The organism is Microbacterium sp. K27 (genome assembly GCF_004794435.1).
In the GTDB taxonomy this organism is placed as follows: domain Bacteria; phylum Actinomycetota; class Actinomycetes; order Actinomycetales; family Microbacteriaceae; genus Microbacterium; species Microbacterium maritypicum_A.
On the sequence record NZ_SSDK01000035.1, the window covers coordinates 1 to 26,034 of the forward strand.

Consider the following 26,034-nt stretch of genomic DNA (forward strand, 5'->3'; position numbering starts at 1 on the left):
ACCCGTCCGATTCCCCGACATCCCCGCCGCCGCATTCGGACCACACCCACCCGACGACCCGAACCCATACGTGAACTCATGCCCGGGGATGCTCGCCGACACCAAACGCCCAGCCGTGTCATACCCGTACGTCGACGAATACGACGTCGACCCCATCGACGACTGCTGCTTGACCACACGACCCGACTGCGACCGCACCACAGCATCCGACACGACCAGCCACTCCTGACCGACCACCCGCTCAGCCGCATCCCGACCCACACTGTTCAGCGCCGACCCATCCGGGTACGCGACCTGCTTCAGTCGCTGCAGGGCGTCATACGTCACCGACGCGAGCTGCTGCCCATCGACCGTGACCGTCTTCACCTTGCCGTCGGCGTCGTACGTGTACGCGGTCACCGACGCCGCACCACCGGCAGGAGTCGTGGAGATCTGCGTCACACGCCCGGAAGCCGGGTCGTATGTGGGCGTGGTGACCGTGCCCCACACATCCGTGTAGCTCACGGTCCGACCGAGCAGGTCGGTGACCGTCGTGATCGTCGAGTCATTCGGCGAACCCGCGACCGACACTCCGCCCGTGACGGTGGTGTATCCACCGTTCGTCACTCGAGCTTGCGCGGATTCCTAGACCGCAGAAACCGTCCGCACCCGCCGGCCGTCGGCGAACGCACGCGGGTAGGCCCGTCGGAGTGCGACCACGACCAGCGTCGCGGCCACCACCTTGATCAGGTCTCCGGGCAGGAACGCGAGGCTCGACAGCGCCGTGGGCCCGAGCGGCACCGCCGTCACGAGCGCCTGCACAGGGATGCCGAATGCGTAGACGACGAGCACCCCTCCCACGAAAGCGGCGATCGCGGAGCGCCACCAGGTGAAGCGACCCGTGCGCATGAGCAGGCCGATCACGACGACCCCGGCGATCCAGCCGATGAGGTACCCGGCACTCGGTCCGACGAACACGCCGAGGCCTCCACGACCACCCGCGAGAACCGGAAGTCCGACCGCGGCGAGCGCGAGCACCAGGACCACGGCGAGTGGCGCGAGACGCGGCCCCAGCACGAGTCCGGCGAGCATGACCCCCAGGGTCTGCGCCGTGATCGGCACGCCGCTCGGAAGGGGCACGATCACCGTGCCGAGCACGACGATCAGTGCGGCGAAGACCGCGATGCGGCCGAGCGAGGCGCTTGTATCGGTGGCGCGGGGCTTGGTCATGAATCCTCCTGAACGCCGTTCACCTGAACGGTGTTCATTAGAATAGGGACGCCCGCCCTCCGCACGCAAACCCGCCCAGGAGTCCTCACGTCTCTCACCCCGACGCTGCGCCGCATCGCCGCCGACGACCCCGACCGCCCGGCGATCGTCGGCCGCGATGCCCACCTGACGTACGGCGAGCTCCACACCGAGTCGCGCCGAATCTCCGCTGCCCTCCGTGGCATGCTCGCGAGCATCCCCTCGACGTCCAGAGCGGACGGCCACTCGACCCACCCGCCGATCGTGGGTATCTGCCTGTCCGCCGCATTCGACACGGCGCGCGCCGTCGTCGCGGTGGAGGCGGGCGACCGCATCCTCACCGTCGTCGACGCGCAGTGGCCCGTCGCTCTGCAGATGCAGTCGATCGTCACATCCGGGACTGCCGCCATCATTACGAATGTTCCTCACCTCCGGCACGCTCTGCGCGCGAGCGGGTGGCCCGGTCTGGTCTTCGACCTCGCCGACCTGCTGGACGACGGATCATCCGCGCCCGAGGCACCGACCGACGACGCTCCGACCGACGGCCCTCCGATCGACACCCCGTTCCTACTGCTGACGTCATCCGGTACGACGGGCGCGCCGAAGGCGTTCCTCAAGACGCGAGCGCAGTATGCGGCGAACATCGAGGTGTCCCGCGAGCACTTGGGCGCGCACGACGGCGTCGCGACCTTCGCACCCGGGCCGATGTCGTACAGCCTGACCCTGTACACGCTGTTCGAGGTAATCGCCACGGGTGGTCAGCTGCACGTCGCCGACAGCCTGGACGAGCTGTGGCTCACCTCCCGCGTGCACGACGAGCGCATCACGCGCCTCGTCACGATCCCCGCGGCGGTGACGACACTCGTCGACGCCGCCCTCCGACATCCAGGACGGTACGACGGCATCGAGCTCATCGTCACGGGAGGGGCGGCACTCTCCGCATCGACGCGAGCCGACGTCGCCGAGGCGCTCCCCCATGCCCGGAGCATCGGCTACTTCGGCACCGGCGAACTCGGCTTCATCGGCGACGATCGCGCCGGCGACGAAGCCATCCGGCTCTACCCGCAGGTCGAGGCCTGCGTCCGTGGCGATGACGGCGACGACCTGGCTCCCGGCGAGCTCGGCAGTCTCTGGGTGCGCTCACCCTCCTGCTCGACCGACTACCTGCCGAAGACGAGCACGACATCGTTGACGGACGCTGACGGCTGGGCGAGCGTGCACGATCAAGGGCGACTGCGCGATCGGGACTTCACGTTCGTCGGCCGAAGAGGCGACGTCGTCACGACAGGCGGACACACCGTCGCGCTCGACGAGGTCGCCCGCGCGTTCGAAGGGATGCCGGGCCTCAGCGCCTGTTGCGCGATCACCGAGAGCGATGAGCGTCTCGGCACGCGTATCGCGCTGGTCACCGAAGGCGTCGGCCCACCCGCCGCGGAGCTGCGCAGGTGGGCGAAACAGCATCTCGCCCCGGCATCCGTTCCGCGCCGCTGGTACGCGCTGCCGGAGCTTCCGCGCACCTCCGGCGGGAAGATCCGTCGCGCCGCCGTCGCGGATCTCGTCGCGCTCGGAAAGGAGCGAGCATGAACGGCAGGCGATCCGTGGTCATCACCGGTGTCGGCGCGGTCACACCGAGCGGACTGACGGTATCGGCGTCGTGGGCGTCTGTGCGCGCGGGACGAAGCGGCATCACCCGCCTCCCTCCGGAGATCTCCGGCTCAGGCCCTGTGCAGGTCGGCGGAGTGGTGCGCGGCTTCACCACCCCGGTCGATCTGGCGGCATCGCTCGCCCGGCACCTCACACCGATGCAGCAGTGGGCGATCACCGCCGCCGATGAAGCACTCGCCGACGCGGGCGTCCACGGGCAGCCGTGGCTGGCGGATGCCGGGCAGGTGATCGTCGCGACCGGTTCCGGGCCGGTAGATGCGACCGTGCGAGCCGCGGGCGCGCTGCGGGACCACGGGGCGCGTCGGGTGCCGCCGGGGCTCACGGTGTACGGAACGGCGGATGCGATCGCCGGCGTGCTCAGCAGACGATACGGATTCCTCGGTCAGACCCACGCGGTCGCCGCGGCCTGCGCGAGTGGAGCGGTCGCGATCGGGGAAGGTCTGCGCCGAATCCGTCACGGGTATGCCGACAGGGTGCTGGTCGTCGGGATGGAGGATTGCCTCGGCCCGCTGCATCTCGCTGCCCACGCGAACCTCCGCTCGGTCGCGACGGGCTTCGGCGACGACCCCTCGTCGGCCTCACGCCCCTTCGACCGCGCCCGCACAGGCTTCGTCATGGCGCAAGGCGCGGCCGCCGTACTGCTGGAATCCGCCGATGCCGCACGGGAGCGCGGCGCTCGAACGCTCGCGACGATCGCCGGATTCGGCGCGACCAGCGACGCACATCACGCCACCGCGCCCGACCCTGCCGCCGCGGGGGCGACGAGAGCGATCGCCGCCTGCCTCACCGACGCCGACACGGACGCTGCAGAGGTCGACCACGTGAACACGCACGGCACGGGCACGATACTGGGCGATGAGGCCGAGCTGGTCGCGCTCACGCAGGCGCTCGGCCGGAGAGCATCGTCCGTTCCCCTCACCGCGACCAAGTCGACGACCGGACATCTGCTCGGTGCGGCCGGCGTCGTCGAGGCCGTCATCATCGCGATGACGCTCCGCGATCAGCTGCTGCCCCCGACGATGAATCTGTCGCATCCGTGTGCCGACGACTGGGACTTCGTACGCGACAGGGAACGACCGCATCCGGTCCGCACCGTGCTGTCGACCTCGTTCGGCTTCGGCGGCCACAACGCGGCGCTGCTGCTCACCGCGAGCGACTGAATCGCGGCGAGGTCAGCGCACCGGCAGGAAGTGCGTCGGGGTCGGAACCTGCGCCTCGTGACGGATACCGAGGGGCGCGCCCGTGCGCTCGTCGAGGTCGATCAGCGTGATCGTGTCGGAGCGCTGACCGGCGACGAGCATCTTGCCCTCGTGGACCAGATGATGCCGCGGCCAGTCGACACCGGAATCGGCGAGCGCCACGGATTCCAGAGACTCGCCGCCACCCCGCACCCGCAGCGCGGCGATGGTGTTGCTGCCGCGCAGAGCCGTGTAGAGGAACTGTCCGTCGCGCGTACGTGCGAGTTCTGCCGGGAAGTCCATCCCCACCTCGGCGGTCGGGCTCGTCAGGGTCACCGACACGACACTCCAGGTGCCGTCTGCCGCGCGCGCGAGGGTGAAGACCTCACAGGAGTACTCGGTGACCACATGGAGGTGTCCGCTGGGGTGCAGGACCATGTGCCGTGGTCCGGTGCCGAGCGGGAGCACGACCTCGTGGTCGAGCACGAGCCCACTGCCGCTCTGCCGCCAGAACCGCACGAGGTCGAAGCCGAGGTCGGTCGTGGCGACGCGTCCGTCGGGCAGGAAGACGGCAGCGTGCGCGTGGGAGACGCGGTCGCCGCCCACCCCGTACGGGTCGATCGCGGCGACGCCGTCGCCGGGCGGAGTCGCAGCGGGAGCACCCGGGTCGGCGTCACCGAACAGTGCTGCGCGGAGCGCCGCCGCGGCATCCGGCTTCGGAGGCACGATACGGCCTTCCGCATCCAGGTCGAACCGCACCACGCGACCGTCGCCGTAGCAGCTGGCGATCAGGGCCGAACCGTTCGGCGCCACCGCGACGTGGCAGACGTACTGGCCGACCGGCGCGGGCGCACCCAGCGGCGCAAGGGCGGCTTCCCCGGCGCGCGAGAAGGCCTGCACCGCGGAGTCGCCCTCGAGTGCCGCGTAGACGACATCGAGGGTCGGATGCTGCGCCAGCCACGACGGCGACGGCGTCTCGACCACGGCACCGCGGTAGGCGAGAGTCGAGGCCTCGCGGCCCTCATCCCCCGCGAGCAGGCCGATGCCGTCGGCCGAGCCGTCCATCGCGGCACCGTAGCCGCCCAGCCAGAAGCGCGTCACGGGCGCGGGTCAGTCGAGCAGACCGTGGCGGACGATGACCTGGTCGCGCTCCGGGCCGACGCCGATCACCGAGATGCGCGTGTTGCTCATCTTCTCGAGCGCCAGCACATAGTCCTGCGCGTTCTGCGGCAGGTCCTCGAAGGTGCGCGCGACCGAGATGTCCTCGTTCCAGCCGGGGAAGTACTCCAGGATCGGCTTCGCGTGGTGGAAGTCGGTCTGGTTGACCGGCACCTCGTCGAAGCGTTCGCCATCGACGTCGTAGGCGACGCACACCGGGATCTGCTCGAGACCCGTGAGGATGTCGAGCTTGGTGAGCACCAGGTCGGTGATGCCGTTGATGCGCGTCGCGTAGCGAGTGATGGGAGCGTCGTACCAGCCCACCCGGCGCGGACGGCCGGTGGTGGTGCCGAACTCGAAGCCCTGCTTGCGCAGCCACTCGCCCTGCTCGTCGAAGAGCTCGGTCGGGAACGGACCCGAGCCGACGCGAGTCGTGTACGCCTTGACGATGCCGACGATGCGGTCGAGCGCACCGGGGCCGACGCCCGCACCCGTCGCCGCGCCTCCTGCAGTCGCCGAAGACGAGGTCACGAACGGGTAGGTGCCGTGGTCGATGTCGAGCATCGTGGCCTGGCCGCCCTCGAACACGACGACCTCGCCGCGGTCCAGGGCCTGGGCGATCAGGTAGCCGGTGTCGGCCACCATGGGCCGCAGCCGCTCGGCGTACGACAGCAGGTCTTCGACGACCTCGTCGGCGGTGATCGCGCGGCGGTTGAAGATCTTCACCAGCAGATGGTTCTTCTGGTCGAGGGCGCCCTCGACCTTCTGGCGCAGGATGTTCTCGTCGAACAGGTCCTGCACACGGATGCCCACGCGATTGATCTTGTCGGCGTACGCCGGGCCGATGCCGCGACCGGTCGTGCCGATCATGCGCTTGCCGAGGAAGCGCTCGGTGACCTTGTCGAGCGTGCGGTGGTACTGCGTGATGATGTGCGCGTTGGCGCTGACCTTGAGTCGCGAGACATCGATGCCGCGGGCGGCGAGCGCCTCGAGCTCGAAGAACAGCACCTCGAGGTCGACCACGACGCCGTTGCCGATCACGGGCGTCACGCCCGGAGACAGGATGCCGGAGGGCAGCAGGTGCAGCGCGTACTTCTCATCGCCGACGACGACGGTGTGCCCGGCGTTGTTGCCGCCGTTGAACTTCACCACCCAGTCGGTGCGCTCACCGAGAAGATCGGTGGCCTTGCCCTTTCCTTCGTCGCCCCACTGCACGCCGACGATAACGATTCCTGGCATGGGTAACCCCCTGGCTTTCGCCGGGTTTGCACCGGCCGATGAGCTGGCCCTCTTCGGGCGGTCCCATCCTATCGGGAGGGCTTCGGTGCGCCTTTCGGGGGAGCGTCGGGGGCGGTCAGAACACGTACAGCTGGCCGAGGATCAGAATGACCACGAAGAACGCGACGGCGATCGCGCCGATGATCGTGAGGGTTCGCGCCGAGAGCTTCGCGACACCCCACCCCACGAGGAAGGGAAGGGCGAGGAGCATGATCGCGACGATCCACCAGAACGCCGTATAGCCGCCGACGGTCGCCTCCGACAGTCGGCCTCCGAACAGCTGCTGGGACATCGGATGGGTCGCGAAGCGCACCGCCGCGCTGATCGGGACACCGACGAAGACGAACACGATGAGTCCGATCAGCGCGCCCCACAGCGCCGGGCTGCCACCGCCGCTCAGCACCCCTCCGTGAAGTTCGGGCTGATGCTGCCGCTGGTTCTTGTGCTCCGTCATGGCACAGGAGCCTATCTCCCGGGTGGGCACGGGTGCCCCGATTGCGCTCGCGTCGCGGCCGTGCTGACGGAAGTCACCAGGGTGACCTGTAGCGACGTCCCACTCCACACGAGCGCTCAACAGCCGGAGGCGTTCCACCCGCTGTTGAGGTTGGTCGCTATGTTTGTGGCGGCTCGTGTGTGCGCAACACATGAACGAGAGCCTGTCGCATCTGGTCAGCCTCGCTCGGCTTCATTCCGACCAGCGATGAGAACTCCCAATCGTCGATGGCCAGGCGCGATTGCGCGATGGCGTTCGCGAGGACAGCAATCTCATTTGAGGTAACGACGAATGCCCCAACGGCATCTGGGGAAACTTCGTCGATTCGAAGTTCGGGAAGTGTCAGGAACTGCATGTTTCGCCCCATCAGTCGATGTCGTTGAGAAAAGTAGTCGCACTCATCCTCAGGCCGGAACGCCGCACCTGAATCACCGCCCCTCGGATCGATTTCGGATCGCCCGAAATGCAACGCCGGATGTCGCTTCGGGCCTCACTCACCGCGGAGGGACTCGGGCATCTCGTCGGCCACGCGGAGCAGCCTCCGCCGGGAACTGGGGGAGCGCAGCGGTAGAAGCTCGTCGGGAACCCACGGAGCCCTGGTGAGCAGCGGCCGGATCTGCCCCGCGGTCATCGGAGCCTCGGACCATTGGTGGAGGAGCCCCTCCGGGAAGGAGCGGGACACACCACCTGTGAGATAGGGGTGCACCAGAGCGGCATACTCCTGGGAGTACCACGTCAGCCACTGCGGCTCGTCGGGGAGTCCGGCCCACGCGCCGAGGGATCGCAGGGGCGCGGCCGTCGCATACGCCGCATCGTTCAGCTCCACGTAGGCGGAGAAGCTTCCGATGCGGCGTGCGACCTCGACAAAGAAGTCGGTGATCTCGCTCACGGCGCCCGCCCTCTCGAGCCCGCTGAAGTCGAAGGTGACCATCAGGTCGACGGGCCATTTCGGATTCGGCGAGCCCCAACTGTCGATGTATCCTCCCAGCGAGGGCGCCGTGCCGACGAAGTACATGCTGTCGATCGCGCAGGCCGTCCGGTACATGCGATCGAAAGCGGCATCGTCGTCACGAGGCAACTTCCCTTGGAAGGGCTCATGCGGTCCGAATCGCGCGGGGACCGCGAGCGGCATCAGTTCCCGTGCGACCTCCAGATACAAGGCGGCGACATCCTCGCCGATGCCGCCCGGGCGGAACCAGTGAAGGTGTAGGAACTGCCCGTCCGCCGACTTCGCAGGCGGAGCGGACCGAGGTCCCGGCGCTTCATCGTTCTGCGGGTCGAGCACCCGCCCGGCGACTCGTGAAGCGAGCATCCTCGAGAACGCGAGTGCGCACCGAACGTCATCTTCTCCGACGTCCGCATGGATCTGATAGAGCACGGTCGCCCCGGAGAGGGCAGTTTGCCAACGCTCCGGAATGTCTCCATCGTCGATGCCAAACGGGCCGTCGAGTGTGAGGCAGTGGCGCTCCGAGTCGGCGTGGCGGACGGCCGTGATGCTCGCCCCTGTTGCGTCCTGCTCAGCGACGAGGCCCCCCACCGACAAGACGACCTCCGCGATCTGATCCGATGAGAGCGAGTGCTCGCCATACACCTCGAGGTCAAAAGACACGATGATCTCCATTCATCGAGGAGCCACGCAAGGCTATATCGGTTCGCGCCTCGGCGGCAGTGCGGACGAATCGGTCGATGCCCTCCGGGTGCGCATCGCTGACGTTCAGCAGCACGTGGAACGGGATGGGCGGACGCGCATAGATCTCGGGGCTGTCCACGGCTGCAGACCAGGATTCTCCGGCCGAATGGAGCGTGCGCAAGAACGCTTCGACATCAAGGGGATCGTCGACGAGAACCTCTTCCGCGCGCTCGACGACGAGCACGTAGGCCTTGGCCGGCAGCCACTCGTCCAGAGATCGGAGGCAGTCGCTCAGCGCCGACCAGTTCTCCCCGAATCCGTCGAAGAACTGGAGCGCGGCTCCGAACTCGTTCATCAGTCCTTCGTAAGAACGCATCTTCCACCCGCGGAGCGTCCGCACACACGCGTCATCCAGCTCGGCCGTCATGTAGAACGACGATGGAATCCACTTCTCGCGCCCCTGCTCGCCGTGTCCGACGTACACCCACGGACCTTCCGTCGCCCAGAGGAAGCCCCTCGCGGTCGACGTCGGGCCGACCTCTCCCCCTTCGAGCGTCATCGCCGCCCCTCGGCGGCTCGGTTCCGTGCGTTGGCCTCGATCTCTCGCACCCGCGCGTAGTGCGCCTCGATGCGCAGGGCTTGCGGTGATTCGGGGGCGGGATACCTCAGAGACGCCGGCATGACCGCGGCCGCCTCGGCGCACCGCCCGTCGCCTGCGGGATCGAGCACCCCTCGGAAGCCGGCGGGGATCCACGGATCGCCGCTCAACCGAAGGAGCTCCTCCGCCTCGGCCGGGTGCTCCGTCCAGCGGTGCAGAGTCCCCTGGCCGTTGGCCTTCGTGCGGATGGGATCGAGATGCGGAGCGACCATCTCGGCGTATTCCGGCTCGAACCAGGTCATCCATTGCGGCGCGGCCGGCAATCCGCTCCACGGGTCTTTGAGTTTGACGTCCATGAGCGGGTGGGCGGTTCCGTACCGATTCGTATTGACCTCGGCGAACGCGAAGAAGGCCCCGGTCCGTTCGGCGAGTGCGACGAAGAACGGCTCGATGGCGTCAAGAGCTTTGAGCTTCTCGAGCCGATCGAGCTCGAACTTCAGTCGGATCGATTGAGTTCGGCGCTCCAGGTCGTTCGTCCAGCCGTCGATGGTCCCGTGCTCGATCGGCTTGCCCGCGAGGATGAGATCGCCGAGGTAGCAGTTTGCGCGGTACATCCCGTCAAACGTCGCATCGTCGTCGCGGGGGAACCTCCCCTGAAACGGTTCGTGCGTGCCGAATCGCGACGGCACCCCTGGTCTGAAGAACTCGCGCGCCGTGCGGAGGTAGATCGCGGCGAGATCCTTATCGTGTGTGTCATCGAGCAGTCGGTACCAGCGCAGATGCAGGAAGCGGGGGCGCTGCGGCTGCGGTTCCGGCTGCGGTTCCGGCTGCGGCTCGTAGGTCTGCGGGTCGATCACCGTGCCGTCGACGCGCTCCGCCAACCGTGCGGCGAAGGCCGACGCCGTCGCCAGCTTCGTCTCGTCGACGCTGAACGAGAACCCCGCTCCCGACGTGACGTCGTACGACACGTGGATGCTGTAGAGCACCGTCGCATCCGCGACCTCGGTCCACTCCGCCGGGATATCCTCCGGCTCCACACGATCGGGGCCGTCGAGCTCGAACGCCATCTCGCGGGTGCGCTTGTCGACGATCGACGAGATCGTCTGCGATCGCCGATCGACCTTAGCCTTCAGCCCGCGCAGTGACGAAACCACTTTCGCCAGGTCCCTCGCCGTCAACGAGACCTTCCCGTACACCTCGAGGTCGTATGACACCTATCCCGCCTTTCGATTCGTCTGTCTCGTCCTGCCGGAAGCGCTCCACACGCTCCGATCGCAGGCCCTGTCACTCCCCCCGCGGAGAGCGACAGGGCCTACGAAGAGAGCAGAGGCACGCCGTCCGAGGAGCCTCCTACGGTGCGGTCACCCAAGGCTCGCCGAAGACCCATGCGGTGTCAGGGATGTAGTTGGCGGCGTCGTCGCCGTTCGGCACTCCCGCACTGAACGTCGCACCACCATAGACGAGACCGTTCTGGTGCATGCGAAGCTTGCGCCACGGATCACGGGCGGCCGGGAAAGAGAGTCCCACGCCGAATTCCGCGTCCTCTGCGCACCAGGTCGCGTTACGGCTGCTGGTCGCAGAAGGCGTGGCCAAGACGATGTAGCCATCCGTCGTCGTGGAGATGTTCAAGTACTTCCCGGGAGATGCGACCGACTCGAAGCTGTAGCACTGTGGATCCACCAGCCCCTGCACTACCCGGAACGTCGCTGCTTGACGCTGAGCGAGCGGTGAGGAGGCAGTGACGTTGCCGACGGATGCTTGCGCCGCGGCAGGCACGGCCGTCAAGGACTTCCCACCGACGACGGTGCGCAGCGAAACGTAACTGCCGATCGTCGCGACGTCGGAACGCATCTTGGTGACGTTCTTGTACGTCCATCGTTCGACGCTCGCGCCCGTGGCGGCCCGCAAGGTGAGAGTCGTCGATGTCGGCGCTGTGAGCACCTTGCCGGAGGCGACGTTGACGATGCTCACTCCGCCCGAGGGCTGGTCGGCGAATGTCCACTGCTGACGAGTGTCAGTCGTAGCGCACGCAGCCTGCACGACCCCGCTGCCCGCAGCATCCGAACTCGCGGCGCACATGGGGTGATGTGCGTAGTTGCGCAGGCCGAACACGGTCGGTGTGATCTCGATCAGTTCCCAGCGGCGCATCTGGGGGTTCAGGGTGCAGCCCACAGGAGCCAGGACAGCCCCGGCGTTCGGACTCGACGCCGCGCTCTTCGTCGAGAAGCATGTGCCTGGTTGGCCGATGCTCTCGATCTCGAAGACCTGACCTCCTGCGAACGTGGGCGCGGCCCAGGGCTCGCCGATGACCCATGCGGTATCGGGAACGTAGCCGGCCTGATCATCGCCGTTGGGCACGCCCGCATTGAAGCTGGCGCCGCCGTAGACGAGACCGTTCTTGTGTGAACGCAGCATCCGCCAGGAATCGCGAGCCGCGGGGAACGAGAAGCCGACTCCGTGCGCCGCATCCTGCGCACACCAGGTCGCGTTGCGCGAACTGGTGGGAGAAGGCGCGACCAGCACGATGTTTCCGTCTGCCGTCGTGGAGATGTTCAGGAACTTGCCCGGCGAGGCGATCGACTCGAAGCTGACGCACTGCGGATCGATCAGACCCTTCACGACCCGGAACGTCGATTCCTGGCGCAACGCGAGAGGTGACGTCGCGACGACATCCTTGACGTTCGCCTGGGCGGTGGTGGTCGCGGTGAGGGACTTGCCTCCGACGGCCGTGCGCAACGATACGTAGCTTCCCACGGTGGCAGCGTCGTAACGCATCTTCGCGACGTTCGTGTACTTCCATCGATCGACGTTCGCGCCGGAATCCGTCTTCAGCGTGATGGCCGTCGTCGAGGGCGCTGCGAGAACCTTGCCGGACGCGATGTTCACGACACTCACCGTGCCGGCGGCCTGCTCGCGGAACGTCCACTGCTGCTTCGGATCGGCGGGCGCGCAGGCGGCCTGCACGAGGGCGCTGCCTGCGGCATCCGAACTCGCGGCACACATCGCGCGGTCGACGTAGTTGCGCAGGGCGAAGACGGTCGGAGTGACCTCTACGAGCTCCCACCGACGCATCTGGCCGATGAGCGTGCAGCTCGACGGAATCACCACAGGCCCCGCTGAAGAGTTCGACGCTGCGTTCTTGGTCGACATGCACGCGCCCGCCTGAGCGATGCTCTCGATCTCCAGCACCTGACCGGCGCTGATTCCGGCGAGCTTCCGGCCGTTCTCGATGGTCGCGGTGACCCAGGGTGCGATGACATCGCCGCGGGTCGCCGTGATCGATGCGGTGCCTGCGGGGATGCCGGAGCCGTGGCAGCCAGCCTGTGATGCCTGCGACGCGACAGCGACGAGTGTCTTCGTGCCGTTGATGTCGCGGATGCCGGGGGCGCCGCCGTCACCGAGACAGAGCGAAGCACCGGAGGCTGCGGTGGTCACTGTGGCCGTGTTGAGGGACGTGACCGGGTAGGTGTTCGTCCGAGAGGTGAGCGGGACCCAGACGGATGCGGTGCGCCCGAAGCCCGTGAACGCGATGTCCTGGCCTGCGACCGGAGCGGCCGTCGCGACCGGCATCGGGGTGATGTCATCGACAGGTGCCTCCAGCTTCGCCAGAACCACGTCCTGACCGTTGCCCGCGGGCTCCAGGTGAGTGATCTTCACGCCCAGATCGCCGGTGCCGCTCATCGTCTTGTCGTTCGCGACATCCGGGCCGAACAACGCCCGCGCCGGAGCGGCAGGGGCACCCGCAGCGAGGGTCGTCGGGTCGGCCGCGAAGCAGCTCGCCGCAGTCAGCACCCACGAGCGGTCCACCAACGTGCCCGTGCAGGATCCCAGACCCGTGCGGATCTTCGTGATCGCCGTCCGCGGGTGCGTGGTGGTGGTCGCAGGGACGTCGGTAGACACCGCGTTCACCTCGATCACCACGACCGTCGACTGACCCGTCTGATTCTGGTCGACCGTGCGACGTCCGTTGGCCGGCACCGGGATCTCCGTCTCCGGACCACCCGCGACCGAGTACGTGACATCCATCGGCTGCGCGCCGGCCTTGACCCCGAACGATGCCGCGATCTCCAGATTCAACACCGCCGGACGGAACACGGCCTCGAAGCACACCTTCGCCTTCTTGCCGGCCATCTGATACTCGACCTCGACCTGCCCGGTCCCGGCCGCGCACGTGACGACACGCAGACCACCGTTGCCATCCTTCAGAACGATGCCCGCGGCCGAACCCACCGAACCCCCGTCCGGATACGCTCCGGACTCCACGAGATACCCGGGAGCGTCATCCGCCACCGCAGAACTCACGGGGACCGAGACGAGCAACGCCGACACCAACGCCGCCGCCACCCCCACAGCCGTGATGCGGCCCCGACGGGGAGATCTCAACGAGAACATGCAATGCCTTTCAAGAAGCCTGGGGTTCAGGACGCGTGAGTGATGTCTGTCTGCAAAAAGAGCAGCCGTTCAACTGAGCAGACGGAGAGCGTTCCACCCGCTGTTGAGGTTGGTCGGGCCCGTGAATCCTGTGGCTGTGCCCGGGTAGATCCAGAACGCACCCGTGGTCTGGCGGGCCAGGATGTCGGCGATGCCGTCACCGGTGTAGTCGAGCCCGCCGGTGATCACGGTCATGATGTTCCAGCCGTTGCCGACCTGCGTCGGCGTCGTGAGATTTACGCCGTCGCCGAGGAATCGCCACAGCAGGCCGTTGGAGTCGCGAGCGACGAGGTCGCCCTTGCCATCGCCGTTGAAGTCGCCGGCGAGCAGAGAAGTCATATGCCCCCAGCCGGCGTTGAAATGCACCCCGGCTGCAAAGCTTCCCGCGCCGTTTCCCGCATACAGGTAGATGTTCCCGTTGGTGCCGCGGCCGATGAGGTCGGCGCGTCCGTCGCCGTTGAAGTCGACGCCTCCGGTGAGCAGCGCCGTTCCGGGCCAACCCGAGCCGATGAGTGATCTGCCGACGAAGCCGTTCGCCCCATCACCCTCGTAGAACCAGATGCTGCCGTCATTCCAGGTCGCGACGATATCGCCGTTGCCGTCCGCGTTGTAGTCCCCGTGGACGATCGCGGTGACCGCTTCCCAACCGGCGCTGCCTGTCGACTGCTGGGTCCAGCCACCCGTCCCGCTACCCAGGTAGAGGTAGAGCTGGTGATTCGACGCCGAGACCGACAGAACGTCGGGCTTGCCATCGCTGTTCACGTCGAACGAGGGCTTGATCACCGGCGCTGCAGCCGCGACGGACCCCCGGTACTCGAAGTGGTTGTGCGTGCAGGCGGCGTCGAACTGCGACCATCCCGCAGGTGTCGTGGTCCTCGGGCGGCAGCTGAGCTGTCCGATCCCGCTGGGTGCAGGCAATGCCGCGAGCATCGCCGCTCGCAGCGCCTGATCCTGTGCCGTGTTGCCTGTCGAAGCCACGCCGTTCACCACGCTGATGTCGACGGCGTATCCGCCGCCGTTCCGCGAGTGATAGTCCGCTTTCGCAGCCCCCGGAGTGACGCAGTACTCGTTCAGCGAAGAGATCGTGATCGAGAAGCCCTGGTCGACGACGACCTTCTTCAACGCTTCGAGGAGGACCGGGTCGATCGTGCAGTCGCGAACCTGGTTGTCGACGATGTTTCCCCTCACCTTGCCCGCCGCGTACGCCTGAAGCTGCGTCATGATCTTCGGCTCCGCGGTGATGCGGCCGCTGTCGACGAGCTGCTGAGCGAGGACCTTGGTCGCCGCCGGCACGACCACCGTGTCGAGGCCGTTGCGGATGGTGGCGGCGACCCAGCCGGAGAGGGTGTCGCCGCGGGTTGCGGTGACGGTTGCGGTGCCGGCGGGGATGCCGGAGCCGTAGCAGCCGGCCTGTGATGCCTGGGATGCGACAGCGACGAGTGTCTTCGTGCCGTTGATGTCGCGGACGCCGGGGGCGCCGCCGTCACCGAGGCAGAGAGAAGCACCGGCCGCTGCAGCCGTCAGCGCGGCCGTGTTGACGGCCGTCACAGGGTAGGTGTTCGTGTGCGAGGCGAGGGGGACCCAGACGTTGTTCGTGCGGCCGAAGCCGGTGAAGGCGAGGTCTTGACCCGCGGCAGGTGCCGATGTCGCGATCGGCATGGGGGCGATGTCGTCCACTGCGGTCTCGAGCTTCGCCAGAACAGCATCCTGACCGTTGCCGGCGGGCTCGATGTGGGCGACCTTCACACCCAGATCCCCGGTGCCACTCATCGTCTTGTCATTCGCGACATCGGGGCCGAACAGCACCCGCGCCGGAGCCGCCGGGGCACCCGGGACCAGCGTCGCCGGATCAGCTGCGAAACAGCTCGCCGCCGTCAGCACCCACGACCGATCCACCAACGTTCCCGTGCACGAACCCAGACCCGTGCGGACCTTCGTGACAGCGGTCCGCGGATGCGTGGCCGTCGTCGCTGGCACGTCAACCGCGGGGTCGGCCTTCACCTCGATCACCACGATCGTCGACTGACCCGTCTGCAGCTCGTCAACCGTGCGACGCCCGCCCGCCGGCACTGGGATCTCCTTCTCCGGACCACCCGCGACCGAATAGGTCACATCCATCGGCTGCGCACCGGCCTTCACACCGAACGACGCCGCGATCTCCAGATTCAACACCGCCGGACGGAAAACCGCCTCGAAGCACACCTTCGCCCGCTTGCCCGACCTCTCGAACTCCACCTCGACCTGCCCAGTCCCCGCCGCGCACGTGACGACACGCAGACCACCGTTCCCGTCCTTCAGAACGATCCCGGCGGCCGGACCGACCGCGGCCCCATCCGGATACAGCCCCGCCTCCACGAGATACCCCGGAGCATCATCGGCGACTGCCGAGGTCATGGGAACCGAGACGAGCAACGCCGACACCAACGCCGCCACCCCCACAGCCGCAACACGACCACGACGGGGAGATCTCAACGAGAACATGCAATGCCTTTCAAGGAATGTGAGTGCGCGAGACTGGGCTCAGCTGAACAGGCGGAGCGAGGTCCACCCGTTGCCGACGCGTGTGGAGGCGCCGAAACCGGAGATGCCGAGGCCGGGGTATACGTACAGTCCGCCATCGCCGGTCCGACCGAACAGGTCGGCCTTGCCGTCCAGGCCGTAGTCGACGCCGCCGGTGATGGCCGTGATGTTGTTCCAGCCATTGCCGACCTGCGGACCACCGGTGAGCGTCACGTTGTTGCCAGGGTAGATGCGAAGGTCCCCGGTCGTCGTCGTGGCGAGGATGTCGCCCTTGCCGTCACCGGTCCAGTCGCCGGCGAGGACCCGAGAGATCCCACCCCAGTCATGGCCGATCTTCATCTTGGCGCCGAAGGTTCCGTTCCCGTTGCCGGGGTAGGCGTAGAGGTGGCCGTCGGACTCACGGGCGACGAGGTCGGCCTTCTTGTCTCCATTGAAGTCGATGCCACCCGTGATCAGGCCCTTCGCATCCCATCCGCGGGCAGCCAGCGCCTTCGTCGGGAAGCCCAGCGCACCATCACCCTGGTAGTACCAGAGCGTGCCGTCGGTGTTGACGACCATCATGTCGCCCTTGCCGTCCCCGTTGTAGTCGCCGTGGATGAGGGTCTTGGCCGAAGCCCACCCTGCGCTGACGGAAGTCTGGGTCGTCCATCCACCGCTGCCGTTGCCGTGGTAGATGTAGAGCGCATTAGAAGAGGTGATGCCGATCACGTCGGCCTTGCCATCGCTGTTCAGATCGAACGAGGGCTTGGCCGGTGTGAGCGGCACGCCGTGGTACTCGAAGTGGTTGTGCGTGCAGTCCTCTTCGGTCTGCGCCCAGCCGTTCGGAACCGTGAGCGCCGGGCGGCACGTGACCTGACCGATGCCCGCCGGTGCCGGCAGCGCGGTGAACATGGCGGTCGTCAGAGCCTGGTCCTGCGCCGTGTTGCCGGTCGCGGCGACGCCGTTCACGACGCTGATGTCGACAGCATGACCGCCACTGTTCTTCGCGTGGTAGCTCGTGGCCGACGGGGTCGCCGTGGTGCAGTACTCGTTGAGAGAAGAGATCGTGATCGAGAAGTTCTGATCGACGACGACCTTCTTCAAAGCGGAGAGGATCACGGGGTCGATCGTGCAGTCACGAACCTGTCCGCCGATCAGGTGGCCGCGCTTGAAGCCGTCGGCATACGCCTGGATCTGGGCGAGCGCCTCGGTTCCGCTCACGCGGCCGGTGGCCACGATCTGCTGCGCAAGGGTCTGATCCGCAGCGGCGACCGGTGTCGTGTCGAGCCCCTTCTGGACCGTGGCGGCCACCCATCCGGCGATGATGTCGCCGCGTGTCGCGATGGTCGAAGCGGTGCCTGCGGGGAGGCCGGAGCCGTAGCAACCGGTCTGCGTCGACTGGGAGGCGACAGCGACGAGCGTGTCGGTTCCATCGACGTTGCGGACGCCGGGGGCGCCGCCGTCGCCGAGGCAGAGGGAAGCACCGGATGCCGAACCAGTCACGGTCGCGGCGTTGACCGCCGTGACCGGGTAGGTGTTCGTGCGAGACGCGAGAGGGACCCACACGTTGTTCGTGCGGCCGAAGCCCGTGAACGCCACGTCTTGGCCCGCGACCGGAGCGGTCGTGGCGACCGGCATCGGAGTGATGTCATCCACCGCCGTCTCCAGCTTCGCCAGCACCGCGTCCTGACCGTTGCCGGCCGGCTCGACGTGGGTGATCTTCACACCCAGATCCCCAGCACCGCTCATCGTCTTGTCGTTCGCGACATCCGGACCGAACAACACCCTCGCCGGAGCCGCCGGAGCACCCGCGACAAGCGTTGCCGGGTCGGCCGCGAAACAACTCGCCGCGGTCAGCACCCACGACCGGTCCACCAGCGTTCCCGTGCACGAGCCCAGACCCGTGCGGATCTTCGTGACAGCCGTCCGCGGATGCGTGGTCGTCGTCGCCGGGACATCCACGGCCGGGTCGGCCTTCACCTCGATCACCACGATCGTCGACTGACCCGTCAAGCCCGTATCAACACTGCGACGTCCGCCCGCCGGCACCGAGATATCCTCCTCCGGACCACCCGCCACCGAATACGTCACATCCATCGGCTGCTTGCCGGCCTTCACACCGAACGACGCCGCGATCTCCAGATTCAGCACCGCCGGACGGAACACCGTCTCGAAGCACACCTTCGCGCGCTTACCCGACTTCTCGAACTCGACCTCGACCAGCCCGGCACCGACCGGAATCGGGACCGGACAGGTCACGACACGCAACCCACCGTTCCCGTCCTTCAGAACGATGCCGTTCGCCGCACCCACCGACGACCCATCCGGATACGCCCCCGACTCCACCAGGAACCCCGGAGCGTCATCAGCGACCGCCGACGACACCGGAACCGAGACGAGCAACGCCGACACCAACGCGGACGCGATGCCAACCGCGCTGATGCGCGCACGACGGCGAGACTTCAACGAGAACATGTAATGCCTTTCAAAAGACGCCGCCTGCATAAAGCACGACGACGAACGTTAGTAATCCGTACGCACGGGGATAGGAGTTCTGGCCGCGTCGACCGTACGCGCAACGCGGGCAATGCCCTCGTGGTGCCCATCACTAACATTTAGAAGCACATGAAACGGTATCGGCGGTCTTTTGTACTGTTCAGGGCTGCTCACGGCAATTGACCACGACTCGCCGGCCGCGGTGATCGTGCGCAAAAATGCCTCAAGTTCGATGGGGTCTTCGATAAGAAGCTCCTCTGCGCGCTCGATGACGATCACGTACGCACTAGCGGGGAGCCACTCGTCCAACGAAACGAGACAGTCCTTTAGCGCTGACCAGTTTTCACCGAAGTCATCGAAGAACTGGAGTGCAGCACTGAACTCGTTCATCAGCCCTTCGTAGGATCGCATCTTCCAGCCCCGCAACTGCCTCACACAAACATCGTCCAGTTGAGGAGTCGTATAGAAATACGATGGAATCCACTCGCGACGGTCAGGCTCTCCGTGGCCAAGATATATCCATGGGCCCGAAGGGGACCACAGAAACCCCATTGAAGTCGTGGTTGTCATCGTATTTGCACCCATGTTCGATAGTGGTCTGCAGTCGCCCAGACTCTTCCGTCAGATCCTACGACGATGCGTTTGTCATCCATTTTCTGCCCGGGGGGCCTCGGATTCACATAGTTCTCGGTATACGTGATCGGATTGCCGTTCGCGTCAGTGGCGTCAAGAAGCGTGGTTCCACCCCGGCCATCATTTTCGTACTTTCCGGGATTCTTAACGTTGTGTCGAGGCGCTCCACTCTCGATGTCATCGAGCGCGCGAACAAAGTCGTCTCCCAAATTGCTAACGTCGCACAAGTCGGAGGATGCTGGGCGAATGCCTGTGCTTCGTTGGGCCGCTGAAGGCGCGAAGTTGCCTCCGCTGCGCTTACAAGTCAGGGCAGCAAGTTCGTTTACCTTGTTCTTATTGCGGGTGAGAAGGGCGAGCGAATCCGAGACTTTATCGGAAAATGTCAGAAGCTTCGTCGCGATCTTGGCAATGAGCGGGATGGCTTCGAGCAGCTTCGCCAATTTCCCGACGGGCACGAAACCAACGATCGACATAAGACAGGCACCAATGTCACCTTTGGTGACACAATTCATGATGTCAGTCACGCCGATGAGATCGAGAAGGAGCTGGCCGCCTTCTTGCAGAATCAGGTTGATCAGCGCATCTGGCTGGCTCAACGCGTATGCCTCGCGCAACCGCTGAACCGCCGCGTCGCCACCCTCGGCATAGGCCGCATCGATCTGCGCCTGCGTCAATCCAGCGCCTTGACCTGGCGGCGGCGGGAATCCATCGGACCAGTCGCCGTCGCGTTGTTTGGCTGCCGCGATATCCCTCGCTTCTGTTGCCGCTTTGGCGGCAGCGGCCGAGTCGAGCCCCGCATTAATCGCCGAGGTGGCCGCACGGCTCGCCGCATCGTTGGCCCGTGCTGCTGCGGCACTAGCCGACTGCGCCGACGACGTCGCCTGCGCAGCGAACCCGTTGGCCTTCTTCGCGTCCGCAGTAGCGGCTGTCAGCGCCTGATGCGCTCGCTGCGACGACTGTCGCGCTTCGTTCTCCGAAGCGGTCGCCTGGTTGGCCGAGGTAGCCGCCTGGGCCGCCCAGCCCTGCGCCTCCTGCGCGTACTTCCGAGCCAGGTCGGCGCTCGCCTGTGCCTCGGCCGCCGCCTGCCGCGCGGTCGCCGCCGCCTTCTCCGCAAGCGCGGCCGCCTCCCGCGCGGCCGCAGCCTGCTGGTCGGCCAGGTGCAACATGCTCTGCATCTGCGCCACGTGAGCTGCCGTGTCGTTGTCGCGCTTGGCGGCCTCGTACTGGCCCTGCTCGAGGAACCTCTTCAGCGCCGTCTGGGAACCTTCGAGCGCGATGTTCGCGGCCGCCTGCACCTCGGGGCCGCCCGACGTGCTGAGCGCGAAGGCTGCCGCCCGCTGGTCGACCTCGAGCGCGTCGTACTGTCCTTCCGCGATGAACTTGGCGAGGACCGCGGGGTCGTCGGCATCGAGCGCGAGGTTCGCCGCGCGCTGCATGGCCGGTCCCCCCTCGGTGGCGAGCACGAATGCGATCTGGCGGTTCTCGAGGTCGCGGATCTCAGGAAGCCGCTCGTTGAGGAACGCCGCGACGTACTCCTCGCCGTTCTCGAGGACGTCATAGGCCTCGTCCTGCAGCATCGTGTTGTCGCCGTCATACAGCAGGGCCTTCGCCTCGTCCCACTGATCCTGCTCGAGCGCGACGCCGTACCCGTTCTTGAAGAACTCGACGACAGCCTCGTCATTGCCGACGACAGCCTGCTCGGCCGCAGCGGCAATCCACGGGGTTCCCGACGTGATCAGGGCGAGCATGGCCGAGCGCGCTTCCGGCAGCAGCTCCTGCAGGTTCGCATCCGGAGCGGTGATCTTCTTCAGGAACGCGCTGCTCTCCGCAACGGCGGCTGCACCTTCCTTCTTGGCCTCGTCCTTGAGCTCCTTCTCCTCGGCTTCCTCTGCTGCGGCGATCTCCGCCTGCGCCAGCCCGAACTCCTCCTCGGCGGCAAGACGCTCCTTGTCGGCCTTTCGCGCCAAGTCAAAGATGGTCTTCGCCAGCTCGACGTCCTTCGTCGCGGCCTCAGCAGCGGCCGCCGCCTTCGCCGAAGAAGCGGTCGCCCGAGCAGCAGCCCCCTGCGCAACACCGGCCTGGGCCGCGGCCGTGTCTGCCTCGATCGCCGCGGCGTTGGCGTTGTCGGCCGCACGCCCGGCCGCATCACGGGCCTGCTGAGCGACAGCCGAGGTCTCGGCGGCAAGGCGGTCCGTCCGCGCCGTGGCGGATGCCGCGCGGTTCTTGGCCGCGTTCGCCTTGGCCGCAGCAGCCCGCGCCTGCGCGGCAGCGGCCGATGACACTCCCGACGCCTGAGAGGCTTCCATCGCATATCCGGCCGCCTCGCCCGAGTAGCCGGCCGCGGCACCCGCAGCCTGCGCAGCGCGGTTCGCCGCATTCGTCGCCGTCTCCGCCTCGGCCGCTGCACGCTTGGCCTTCGCCGCCTTGTCTGCGGCGTCGCGCGCCTTCTCCGCCTCTGCCCGTGCCGCAGCCGCCATGCCCTCCTGGCCCGCCGCATTCGCCGCCGCACCATCAGCGTTCGCCGCCGCCCGGTTGGCGCGCGCAGCCGCGGATGCGGCTGTTCCCGCCGCGCTCATCGACGCGTTCATCGCCTGGTGCGCTGCCGCAGCCGCCTGCACGGCGAGATCTGCCGCGTCGGCGGCTTGACGGGCGAGACCGGCTGCCCTGCTCGCGGCGGCGCTGGCCTGTTCGGCGTTGCCCTGCGCGGCGGCGGCCTGCTGGGCGGCGCGCTGCGTGGCCTCCTTCGCGAGCTTGGCCGCGAGGACCGCCTGCGCGGAGGCGTTGTCGGCGTTGCGACGCTCTTCCTGAGCGACCATGTTCGCCGCGATCACCTGGTTCGTCAGCTGGGCGATGGTCGCCGCCTCGGCGTCGCGCGCCCCGGCGACGAACTGCCCGTAACGCAGGAAATCCGCCACGGCCTGTGCGTCTTCGGACCCGTCCGGGAGCGTCGCATCGAGCGCTGCCTCCGCGGCGGCGATCACACTCGGCGATCCCGTGGAGGCGAGCACGTAGGCCGCCGCGCGGTCGTCGATGATCTTCGCGTCGTACTGACCGATCAGCAGGAACTGCGACACCGCGCTCGAGTCATCCGAGTCCAGAGCCTTGTTCGCCTCGCGCTGGACCGTCGGCGTTCCGGTGTCCGCAAGCACATACGCCGCCGAGCGGTCGTCGACCTCCCAGGCGTCCTTCCACCCTTCTGTGACGAAGGCACGAAGCTGGTCCGGATTGTTCGCCGTCAGCACCGCCTCCGCCTGCTGACGGACGGCGCGCCCGCCCGCGAGGCTCAGTCGCAGCGCGATGAGGCGGTAGTCCTGTGCGATCGCCTCGTGCTGCCCCGTGGTGATGAAGCTCTCGATGCTCTGCCCACCCTTGAGCAGCGCCTGCCTCGCCGCCTCCTGGACAGCCGGACCCCCATCGGTGAACTGCGTGACCACACCGGCGGCATCCGTCGACGGGGTGAAGAGACCCGCCGGCGCGGACACCTGCGTCCGCGCGGCCGATGCGGCGGTCGCCGCTGACGCTTCGAGCGGCTGGAAGAGACCGACCGCGACGACGGTCGTCATCAGCATGGCGGCGAACGCGAACGGGAGCCGCCGCGCCGGTGCGAAACGCAGGCGCCGACGGTGAGGTCTGGTCTTCATCGCAGGACTCTTCTCCAGGAGGACACGAGAGGGATCGGACCGCGTGAAGATCACGACGCTGCGATGGCGCCCCAGAACGAGTCGCGGCGCATGCGCATATGCGCGTACACGCACGTCAGGATGCACGCAAACCACGACCTCGAAACAGGACCGTCACGCTTCGACCGTGGGCTTGCGGCGGTACTCGCTCGGGACTCTATCCGTCAGCTGTGAGTCTTGTCTGTCCCCCGAATGGCCTACTTGACGCTGGGCTTTCCCTGTGAAGTGCGGGTTTCCGCGTTCATACGACGCCACAATATCCACGGATGAGGAAGGTGATCGAACGGAACTTTTTCTCCACTCGGGAGAGATACGTGAACCGGTCGGGAAGATCTCGTGAATCTCCGCTCACGGGCCATCGTCTCGGATCGTCCGAAATGCATCGGCGGATGTCGCTTCGACGGCTCGACCGATGTCGGACGCCCCTGCCAGGATCGAAGGATGGCAGAAGCCGCATCCGGGGACCCCGGAATCCACACGCGCACCAGCGCGACCAACAGCACCGATGCACCGAAGAAGCAGGGCGCGCTCGTGCTCGTCGCGGCGCTCGTCACCGTGGTGCTCTGGGCTTCGGCCTTCATCGGCATCCGCGGTGCAGGCCCGCACTACGACCCCGGCGCACTGGCCCTGCTGCGGATGGCCGTCGGCACCGTCGTGCTGACGATCATCGCCGCGCGCCACGGCATCCGCATGCCGGAGCGTCGGCACTGGCTGATGATCGCGGTGTGGGGCGTCGGCTGGTTCTGCGTCTACAACCTCGCCCTCAACAGCGCCGAGCTCACGCTCGACGCCGGCACCGCGGCGATGGTCGTGAACCTCGCACCGCTCATGGTCGTCGTCTTCAGCGGGCTCTTCCTGCGCGAGGGGTTCCCGAAACCGCTCGTCATCGGGGCACCCATCGCCTTCCTCGGCGTCGTCCTGATCGGCATGAACTCGTCCACCAGTGCCGGCCCCGACATCACCGGGCTGCTGCTCGCCCTCCTCGCCGCGGTCATGTACGCCGGGTGCACGCTCGTGCAGAAGCGGCTGCTCACCTCGGGCGTCGACCCGACCACGCTCACCTGGCTCGGTGCGGGTGTCGGCACCATCGCGCTGCTGCCCTGGATCGGCAACCTCATCGGCTCGCTCCAAACGGCACCGCTGGATGCGACGCTCTGGGTCGTCTACCTCGGCATCTTCCCCACGGCGATCGCCTTCACGACCTGGGCCTACGTGCTGCAGCGCAGCACCGCGGGGCAGACCTCGGCGACCACCTACGTGGTGCCGGCGATCGCGATCCTGATGTCGTGGGCGATCCTCGGCGAGGTGCCGACGCCATTGATGTTCCTCGGCGGGGCGCTGTGCCTGCTCGGCGTGCTCATCACCCGTCTGCGGTGGCGTCGCCGCACCTGACGCCGTTCAGCGCCCGGTGATCACCCCGCGCGCGATCCCCAGCTCAGCGAGCCGGGAGGCGGCGAGCCCCTCGACGATATCGATATATCGGTGCCGCGGTCTACGGAAATCTGCCACTACAGTTGCGACCGGAGGCGAACATGACGACCTGGTGGCCCTACGTGCGCATCGCCGCAGCCGTGCTCTCCGCGGCAGCGATCATCGCGCAGCTCATCCGCACCCTCGAGATCGCCGCTGCGGCCACGACCGAGTGGGGCGCACATCTGCCGACCGTCATCTCGAACTTCTTCAGCTTCTTCACGATCGAGTCGAACGTCCTCGCCGTGGTCGCGTTGGCGTGTGGCGGGTTCTGGGCGCTCGCCCATCGCGACACGACGGCGGAACCGCGGTGGCTCGCGATCCTGCTGATGTGCGCCAGCACCTACATGATCGTCACCGGCGTGGTCTACAACCTGCTGCTTCGCGGCATCGAGCTGCCCCAGGGCTCGACGGTCGGCTGGTCGAACGAGGTGCTCCACGTGGTGGTGCCGATCATCATGCTGGCCGATGTGCTGTTCGCCCCGAGACGGCGGGCTCTCGGCTGGAGCGCCGTGGGCATCGCCGCCATCTTCCCGATCGTCTGGGTGATCTACACGCTGATCCGGGCGAACCTCGTGATCGCGCCGGCATCGGGTGAGCCGTCGTGGTATCCGTACCCGTTCCTCAACCCTGCCCAGCCCGGCGGGTATGGAGGCGTCGCCCTCTACGTGCTGCTGATCGCCGCGATCATCATCGGCGCCGCCGCCCTCGTCGTGTGGGTGGGCCGTCGCCGGGCGGTCGTCTCGGATTCGACCGCCGACGCCACCATCGCCGCAGCCTGACACCCAGCCTGACCCCGCAGCTGCTTCCGCCCACTCCTGCTCACGAATGGACGCCCCGCGACGGGCGGAGTTCTCGCCGTCGGGCGGAGATCTCGAGACGAAAGCTCCGCCCGACAGGGAGAATCCCGCCCGGGACGGGGGTGCTCCGCCCGACAGGGAGAATCCCGCCCGGGACGGGGGTGCTCAGCCCGAGGTCTACTCCCCGGCGTACGCGACGAGCGTGGCTCGCGCGATCGTGTGCGGGCCCGCCGTGAAGCCGAGGAGCGCCGGGGATGCACCGGAGTCCAGATCGAGCCGCGCCACATCCAGCGCGGTCACGGTGATGTGGTACCGGTGCACGCCCGATCCGGCAGGCGGAGCGGCGCCGATGTAGCGCGCGAGCCCGGCGTCGTTCGGGAAAGCCACGGCACCGGCGGGAAGCAGCTCTCGGCTCTCGGAGCCAGCGTCCTCGACGAGGTGGGTCGTGGTCGCGGGGATGTTGCCGACGGCCCAATGCCAGAATCCCGATCCGGTGGGAGCGTCCGGATCGAAGACCGTGACGATGAAGCTCCGGGTGTCGTCGGGAAACCCCGACCAGGTGAGTTCGGGAGAGATGTCGCGTCCGCCCGGGACGCCGAAGACTCCGGAGTACTGCGCCTCGGCGAAGGGCGTTCCGTCAGCGACGGTGGAGCTGCGGAGCTCGAAGCTCGGCACCTCGGGAAGCGCGTAGTACGGGTCGTTCGTTGCCTGTGTCTGATCTGTCATGCGAGGACGGTATCGACGAGCACCTGGTTTCCCGCAAGGGGTGCAAATCACCTCCGGGTAACCACCCCACTC

Annotated in this window: 19 protein-coding genes; 4 read left to right on the plus strand and 15 right to left on the minus strand. The window is 67.3% G+C overall.

The window, feature by feature from the left end:
• Window positions 1-606 (minus strand): hypothetical protein (locus tag DW307_RS06200; protein ID WP_205810408.1); only part of this gene is annotated, 606 nt, incomplete at its 3' end.
• 18 nt (window positions 607-624) lie between these two features.
• Entirely contained in the window at window positions 625-1,209 is a 585-nt protein-coding gene (locus tag DW307_RS06205; protein ID WP_136024308.1) for a biotin transporter BioY, read from the minus strand.
• A 30-nt stretch (window positions 1,210-1,239) separates the two neighbouring features.
• On the opposite strand from DW307_RS06205, the gene DW307_RS06210 reads away from it, so the two are divergent.
• Window positions 1,240-2,811, plus strand: coding sequence for a class I adenylate-forming enzyme family protein (locus DW307_RS06210; RefSeq protein ID WP_240750529.1), 1,572 nt, complete (start codon window positions 1,240-1,242; stop codon window positions 2,809-2,811).
• The gene (locus DW307_RS06215; protein ID WP_136024309.1) at window positions 2,808-4,052 is read left to right on the plus strand and encodes a beta-ketoacyl-[acyl-carrier-protein] synthase family protein; all 1,245 of its coding nucleotides are present in this window, start codon (window positions 2,808-2,810) and stop codon (window positions 4,050-4,052) included. Before DW307_RS06210 ends, DW307_RS06215 begins: the two co-directional genes overlap by 4 nt.
• A 12-nt stretch (window positions 4,053-4,064) precedes the next feature.
• Here DW307_RS06215 and DW307_RS06220 read toward each other — a convergent pair whose 3' ends face one another.
• From DW307_RS06220 to DW307_RS06270, 12 genes are all read right to left on the minus strand, one after another.
• Window positions 4,065-5,171 (minus strand): lactonase family protein, encoded by a 1,107-nt coding sequence (locus DW307_RS06220; RefSeq protein WP_136024310.1) that lies wholly within the window; start codon window positions 5,169-5,171, stop codon window positions 4,065-4,067.
• A 9-nt stretch (window positions 5,172-5,180) separates the two neighbouring features.
• A complete protein-coding gene (locus DW307_RS06225; RefSeq protein WP_029260850.1) occupies window positions 5,181-6,467 on the minus strand; it encodes an adenylosuccinate synthase in 1,287 nt (428 codons plus the stop codon).
• A 115-nt stretch (window positions 6,468-6,582) separates the two neighbouring features.
• Window positions 6,583-6,960, minus strand: coding sequence for a hypothetical protein (locus DW307_RS06230; RefSeq protein WP_021200112.1), 378 nt, complete (start codon window positions 6,958-6,960; stop codon window positions 6,583-6,585).
• A gap of 157 nt (window positions 6,961-7,117) precedes the next feature.
• Window positions 7,118-7,354: a hypothetical protein gene (locus tag DW307_RS06235; RefSeq protein ID WP_136024311.1), complete on the minus strand. Its 237-nt coding sequence runs from the start codon at window positions 7,352-7,354 to the stop codon at window positions 7,118-7,120.
• Window positions 7,355-7,489: 135 nt separating this feature from the next.
• Window positions 7,490-8,311 (minus strand): hypothetical protein, encoded by an 822-nt coding sequence (locus DW307_RS06240; RefSeq protein WP_136024312.1) that lies wholly within the window; start codon window positions 8,309-8,311, stop codon window positions 7,490-7,492.
• A gap of 286 nt (window positions 8,312-8,597) precedes the next feature.
• A complete protein-coding gene (locus DW307_RS18050) occupies window positions 8,598-9,188 on the minus strand; it encodes a barstar family protein (protein ID WP_051671254.1) in 591 nt (196 codons plus the stop codon).
• Window positions 9,185-10,441 (minus strand): hypothetical protein, encoded by a 1,257-nt coding sequence (locus DW307_RS18055; RefSeq protein WP_168440993.1) that lies wholly within the window; start codon window positions 10,439-10,441, stop codon window positions 9,185-9,187. Before DW307_RS18055 ends, DW307_RS18050 begins: the two co-directional genes overlap by 4 nt.
• 136 nt (window positions 10,442-10,577) lie before the next feature.
• Entirely contained in the window at window positions 10,578-13,619 is a 3,042-nt protein-coding gene (locus tag DW307_RS06250; protein ID WP_136024313.1) for an AbfB domain-containing protein, read from the minus strand.
• A gap of 69 nt (window positions 13,620-13,688) precedes the next feature.
• On the minus strand, window positions 13,689-16,052 hold the full coding sequence (locus DW307_RS06255; RefSeq protein ID WP_168436335.1) for an FG-GAP-like repeat-containing protein: 2,364 nt from the start codon (window positions 16,050-16,052) through the stop codon (window positions 13,689-13,691).
• A 126-nt stretch (window positions 16,053-16,178) separates the two neighbouring features.
• Window positions 16,179-18,632: an FG-GAP-like repeat-containing protein gene (locus DW307_RS06260; protein ID WP_168440994.1), complete on the minus strand. Its 2,454-nt coding sequence runs from the start codon at window positions 18,630-18,632 to the stop codon at window positions 16,179-16,181.
• 48 nt (window positions 18,633-18,680) lie between these two features.
• Window positions 18,681-19,238, minus strand: a complete 558-nt coding sequence (locus DW307_RS06265; RefSeq protein WP_136024315.1) for a barstar family protein — start codon at window positions 19,236-19,238, stop codon at window positions 18,681-18,683.
• Window positions 19,220-22,855 carry an ALF repeat-containing protein gene (locus DW307_RS06270; RefSeq protein WP_168440996.1) on the minus strand — a complete coding sequence of 1,212 codons (3,636 nt, stop codon included), beginning with the start codon at window positions 22,853-22,855 and terminating at the stop codon, window positions 19,220-19,222. Before DW307_RS06270 ends, DW307_RS06265 begins: the two co-directional genes overlap by 19 nt.
• 552 nt (window positions 22,856-23,407) lie before the next feature.
• Between DW307_RS06270 and DW307_RS06275 the strand changes: the two genes are divergently transcribed.
• Window positions 23,408-24,358, plus strand: coding sequence for a DMT family transporter (locus DW307_RS06275; protein WP_136024317.1), 951 nt, complete (start codon window positions 23,408-23,410; stop codon window positions 24,356-24,358).
• A gap of 140 nt (window positions 24,359-24,498) precedes the next feature.
• Entirely contained in the window at window positions 24,499-25,218 is a 720-nt protein-coding gene (locus DW307_RS06280; RefSeq protein ID WP_029260839.1) for a Pr6Pr family membrane protein, read from the plus strand.
• A 195-nt stretch (window positions 25,219-25,413) separates the two neighbouring features.
• Here the strand turns inward: DW307_RS06280 and DW307_RS06285 are convergent, their stop codons facing one another.
• Entirely contained in the window at window positions 25,414-25,962 is a 549-nt protein-coding gene (locus DW307_RS06285) for a YbhB/YbcL family Raf kinase inhibitor-like protein (protein WP_136024318.1), read from the minus strand.
• Window positions 25,963-26,034: the final 72 nt, after the last annotated feature.

Bases quoted from the DNA above. Each gene is read 5' to 3' on its own strand.
- DW307_RS06285 (WP_136024318.1), bottom strand. From the start codon at position 25,962: ATGACAGATCAGACACAGGCAACGAACGACCCGTACTACGCGCTTCCC.
- DW307_RS06235 (WP_136024311.1), bottom strand. From the start codon at position 7,354: ATGCAGTTCCTGACACTTCCCGAACTTCGAATCGACGAAGTTTCCCCA.
- DW307_RS06260 (WP_168440994.1), bottom strand. From the start codon at position 18,632: ATGTTCTCGTTGAAGTCTCGCCGTCGTGCGCGCATCAGCGCGGTTGGC.
- DW307_RS06270 (WP_168440996.1), bottom strand. From the start codon at position 22,855: ATGCTGATGACGACCGTCGTCGCGGTCGGTCTCTTCCAGCCGCTCGAA.
- DW307_RS06225 (WP_029260850.1), bottom strand. From the start codon at position 6,467: ATGCCAGGAATCGTTATCGTCGGCGTGCAGTGGGGCGACGAAGGAAAG.
- DW307_RS06215 (WP_136024309.1), top strand. From the start codon at position 2,808: ATGAACGGCAGGCGATCCGTGGTCATCACCGGTGTCGGCGCGGTCACA.
- DW307_RS06280 (WP_029260839.1), top strand. From the start codon at position 24,499: ATGACGACCTGGTGGCCCTACGTGCGCATCGCCGCAGCCGTGCTCTCC.
- DW307_RS06240 (WP_136024312.1), bottom strand. From the start codon at position 8,311: ATGCTCGCTTCACGAGTCGCCGGGCGGGTGCTCGACCCGCAGAACGAT.
- DW307_RS06230 (WP_021200112.1), bottom strand. From the start codon at position 6,960: ATGACGGAGCACAAGAACCAGCGGCAGCATCAGCCCGAACTTCACGGA.
- DW307_RS06265 (WP_136024315.1), bottom strand. From the start codon at position 19,238: ATGGGTGCAAATACGATGACAACCACGACTTCAATGGGGTTTCTGTGG.
- DW307_RS18050 (WP_051671254.1), bottom strand. From the start codon at position 9,188: ATGACGCTCGAAGGGGGAGAGGTCGGCCCGACGTCGACCGCGAGGGGC.
- DW307_RS06255 (WP_168436335.1), bottom strand. From the start codon at position 16,052: ATGACCTCGGCAGTCGCCGATGATGCTCCGGGGTATCTCGTGGAGGCG.
- DW307_RS06205 (WP_136024308.1), bottom strand. From the start codon at position 1,209: ATGACCAAGCCCCGCGCCACCGATACAAGCGCCTCGCTCGGCCGCATC.
- DW307_RS06250 (WP_136024313.1), bottom strand. From the start codon at position 13,619: ATGTTCTCGTTGAGATCTCCCCGTCGGGGCCGCATCACGGCTGTGGGG.
- DW307_RS06275 (WP_136024317.1), top strand. From the start codon at position 23,408: ATGGCAGAAGCCGCATCCGGGGACCCCGGAATCCACACGCGCACCAGC.